Below are 4,315 nucleotides of genomic sequence, written 5' to 3'. Positions count from 1 at the left end.
TCCCGTGGAGGGAGTCCGGCGCAGACGGATAGGGGGTGGCCGCGCAGCGGCCAATTCAGCAGAATGCTTAGCGTGACTATATAACAGGAAGGTAAGCGCGTAACGTAGGCTCCTTTCTCAGAAAGGAGCTGGGCGAAGCCCTGAGGAACACTGGGAGATAGCTCCAAGCCACTATGAGCCATCTTAGGCCTTTCAGGACCTCAGCCTTTTTTCAAAAGGCCGCTATTCTCCGTCGCCTGACGGCGACACCAACGGCCGGGCATTAAGGTGTTCGCTTTATGTGCAGACTATGCTCAAATAAGAGCCCGGCTCAGAAGCCCTCTGCAGGGCTTCTGCCTTCCAGAGAAAGGAGGCTCTGGCTCTTCGTCATGCAGCACTGATGACACAAAAGCAAGTCCCGTAACGCCTTGCGCCCCTTTAGGGTGGCAAGCGAACGTGGTTTGTAGGGGAGCGTTAGCGACCTGAAAACCACGTGAGACGCTTTCCCGTGGAGGAGAGGGCCATGAAGTGGCGCGGGGGTGTAGGTAAGGGGCGAAATGATACTCTATGCTGACGTGATCGCCGAAAGGCGACTTTCCCGCCGATCGGTATTCTTTAGTGAGCTAGTGAGCTAGTGAGCTAGTGGGCTAGTGAGCTAGTGGGCTAGTGGGCTAGTGGGCTAGTGATCTGGTGAACTAGTGGACTAGTGGACTAGTAAGTGTCACTATCTACATGTACCAGAATTCTTCGCCTGGGGTCAGAATGACGATGAGGGCGGGAGAGAGTCCCGTAACGCTGACTTTAAAAATTGCGGCGAAGCCGCCACCACCACCTTCAGCGGCGGAGCCGCTGTCGCCCCCTGAGCGAAGCGAATATAACCCGCCGCCGTCAGGCGGCCACAACCCTCGGGGCGAAGCCCCGTCAACCTTCACGCTGAAGGTGTGTCCAAAGGCGTAATCACCCTCAGCCGCGAAGCGGCTGTCAAACTTAAGGACCTTCCCCTCTGAACCAGGGGGCCGCGAAGCGGCCACTGCCACTTTCTTATGGCAGCCTTAGATTACTTATGTTATTATTTAGGGGTAGTATTGTCAGAAATAGTATAGAAGAAGGTGATGAAAGGACATGAAAAACAAAATATTTCTTGTTCTTGGCGGAGCCAGAAGCGGGAAGAGCGAGTTTGCGGAGAAGCTGATGTATCATTCCACAGGGAAAAGGAAGGGATACATTGCTACCAGCCAGATTCTGGATGATGAGATGCGCTACCGGGTGATTCTTCACCGGCAGCGCCGTCCCGTGGACTGGCGGACTTTCGAGGTGATGCATGGAGCAGGGAAGGAGATGGGGCATATCCTTGAGGAAGCGGATGCCATTCTTTTTGACTGCATAACCATGTATGTGAATAACATTCTTATGGACCATATGAAGGGGATTACGGTGGAAACATTGGGGGTGTCGGATCTCACGACGCTGCAGCAGGAGCTGGAGCGGGATCTGGACCTCATGTTTGACCGGATTTCTTCTGTTTCCGATAAGGAAATCATATTCGTGTCCGATGAGCTTGGAATGGGCATTGTTCCTGCCAATGCCATGAGCCGGGTATACAGGGATCTTGTGGGTCTGGCCAACCAGTATGTGGCCAAGAGGGCCGACAGGGTATACCTTTCCATTGCAGGGATTACTATGGAGCTCAAAGAAAGAGGAGTGGAGCTATAATGACAAAAATTGCAAAGAGAGTCATGTTTCAGGGAACCAGTTCTCATGTGGGCAAGAGCATTCTTACCACTGCTTTCTGCCGTATTCTGGCCCAGGACGGGTACAAGACCGCGCCTTTCAAGGCCCAGAATATGGCGCTGAATTCCTATGTCACCCTGTCGGGCGGTGAAATCGGCCGCTCTACGGTGGCCCAGGCGGAGGCAGCGGGCGCCCTTCCTATCGTGCAGATGAATCCTGTACTTTTGAAGCCTACAGGAAATTCCTGCTCCCAGGTCATTCTTCTGGGTATATCGGTAGGAAATTACAGCGCTTCCGAGTATCAGAACAATTACAGCCAGCGGGCCTGGGAAACAGTGAAGAAGAGCCTTGACTACATGGAAACCCATTATGATGCCCTTGTCATCGAAGGGGCAGGGTCTCCGGCCGAGGTGAACCTGAAGAAGAATGATATCGTAAATATGCGTATTGCAAAAGAGTGTAATGCGCCTGTATTCCTCATTGCCGACATTGACAGAGGCGGGGCTCTCGCGTCCATCGTAGGCACTCTGGAGCTCCTGGAACCGGAGGAAAGGGCGCTGGTGAAGGGTCTTGTGATTAACAAGTTCCGCGGCGACATTACCCTTCTGGAACCGGCTTTGACGTTCCTGAAGGAAAAAACGGGCATTCCGGTACTGGGCGTCATTCCTTACCTGGATGATCTTGGCATTGACGATGAGGACTCCGTGTCCCTGCAGGATCTTCCCAGCGACCATGTGATGCGGGATATCCATATCGCCGTCATGCAGACGCCGAAGATTTCCAATTTCACCGATTTCGATGCCCTGAACCATGAACCGGATGTAAACCTCCGCTTCGTGCAGCAGGGGGACATGATCGGCGATCCGGACCTCATCCTTCTGCCGGGCAGCAAGAACACCACCGAAGACCTGCTGTACCTGAAGCGCCAGGGCTACGCAAAGGAAATCGTGGAAATGGCGGAAAAGGGGGTGCCGGTCATCGGTATCTGCGGCGGTTTCCAGATGCTGGGTGAAAAGGTCTGCGACCCCCTCCACGTGGAAAGCGAGAACGACGAAGTGGACGGTCTCGGCCTTCTGCCCTACACCACATCCATGCACGGCAAAAAGAACACCTACCAGGTCACCTTCGACTGCGACAGCCTGCCCTTCCTGGGCATGGATTTCAAAGATTCCGGCATGCGGGGCTATGAAATCCACATGGGTGAGACCACCCTTACGAAACCGGCGAAATCCCTCTTCCATATCGTGCAGAGAGGCGAGGAGAAGGTGGACCTCAGGGACGGCTATATCAATGAAAAGGGCCATGTTTTCGGAACCTACTGCCACGGCCTTTTCGACAACGACAGCCTGCGCCGCGCTGTGATCAATGCCCTACGCGAAAGAAAGGGGCTTCCTGCGCTGCCGGTGCAGTTCAAGTACCGTGAGTACAAGGAGTCCGAATTTGACCGTCTGGCCAAAATGGTGAGAAACCATTTCGACATGGACGCATTTTATAAGATTCTGGGGAATGAATAATTGGACGGACTCATTTATTCGGCCTTCAATGCCGTCATCCCCCTGGCGGCGCTGGTCATCGACACAGTGTACGGCGACCCGCGTAGCAGCTACCATCCGGTGGTGCTCATGGGGAAGGTGATTTCCTTCTTCGAAGATAAGCTCTACCCGGAAAAGAAGACATCTGACGGAAATATGTTCCTCCGGGGCATGATGACCTCCCTTCTGGTCTTCCTCACCGTAGGCCTTCTGGTGGGCTTCCTTACCTGGCTTTCCGTGAAATCGGGCATTCTCATGTACGCCGCCGTCAGCGCAGTGGTGCTCTATTTCACCATCACCCCCAGGGCTCTTGCCAGGGACGGCATGGAAATCTACCATCTTCTCAAAGCAGGAGACATGGCAGCAGCCAGAAAGAGACTCAACTGGATCGTAGGACGGGACACGGATAATCTGGATGAAAGTGAAATCGCCCGGGGCACCGTGGAAACCATTGCGGAAAACACCACCGACGGCGTCATTTCCCCTCTCTTCTGGTTCCTCCTCTTCGGTCCCGTAGGGGCGGCCCTCTACCGTGCCGGCAACACTATGGACTCCATGCTGGGCTACAAAAACGACCGCTATCTCTTCTTCGGCCGTTTCGCCGCCCGCATGGACGACGTACTGAACTACATCCCCGCCCGCATTACCTTCCTCCTCTTCGTAGCCGCTGCGGCCATGCTCCGGCTGGACTGGAAAAATGCGGAAAAAATAGGCCTCCGGGATGCGCCCAAGCACCCTTCTCCCAATGGGGGATACGCCGAAGCCACCGTAGCCGGTGCCATGCACGTCCGCCTTGGCGGCTACAACTACTACGAAGGAAAACCGGAATTCCGGGAATACATGGGAGACCCCGACAGGCCCCTCAAAGCGGAGCATATCAAGACAGCCATCTATATGATGTACGCCGCAGTGGTACTCTTCGTAGTGGTGGAATCGGTGATGATATTCTTCCTCTGGTGACAGCCGCGGAGCGGGGGGACCGCCTCCCACTGTCATCCTGAGCGTCAGCGAAGGATCTCGGTACGCGTAGTAAGTGTTGCCAATGGCAGTAAATACCAGTCGGCGGGGCGGCT

At 54.7% G+C, this 4,315-nt stretch carries 3 protein-coding genes; all 3 read left to right on the top strand.

Annotated features, from left to right (window positions below; genetic code table 11):
* The first annotated feature begins 1,101 nt into the window (after positions 1-1,101).
* From cobU to cbiB, 3 genes are read left to right on the top strand one after another with little or no spacing between them, the layout of a single operon-like run.
* Positions 1,102-1,692 carry a bifunctional adenosylcobinamide kinase/adenosylcobinamide-phosphate guanylyltransferase gene (gene cobU, locus B2Y11_RS03370; protein ID WP_291056211.1) on the top strand — a complete coding sequence of 197 codons (591 nt, stop codon included), beginning with the start codon at positions 1,102-1,104 and terminating at the stop codon, positions 1,690-1,692.
* 8 nt (positions 1,693-1,700) lie between these two features.
* On the top strand, positions 1,701-3,224 hold the full coding sequence (locus B2Y11_RS03365; RefSeq protein ID WP_291056213.1) for a cobyric acid synthase: 1,524 nt from the start codon (positions 1,701-1,703) through the stop codon (positions 3,222-3,224).
* Positions 3,225-4,202 carry an adenosylcobinamide-phosphate synthase CbiB gene (gene cbiB / locus B2Y11_RS03360; RefSeq protein WP_291056210.1) on the top strand — a complete coding sequence of 326 codons (978 nt, stop codon included), beginning with the start codon at positions 3,225-3,227 and terminating at the stop codon, positions 4,200-4,202.
* Positions 4,203-4,315: the final 113 nt, after the last annotated feature.

The organism is Dialister sp. UBA1703 (assembly GCA_002320515.1).
Taxonomy (GTDB): domain Bacteria; phylum Bacillota; class Negativicutes; order Veillonellales; family Dialisteraceae; genus Dialister.
This window is presented reverse-complemented; position numbering and strand designations above follow the sequence as displayed.

Excerpts from the sequence above, each read along its gene's own strand:
- cobU (WP_291056211.1), top strand. The coding sequence starts at position 1,102 with ATGAAAAACAAAATATTTCTTGTTCTTGGCGGAGCCAGAAGCGGGAAG.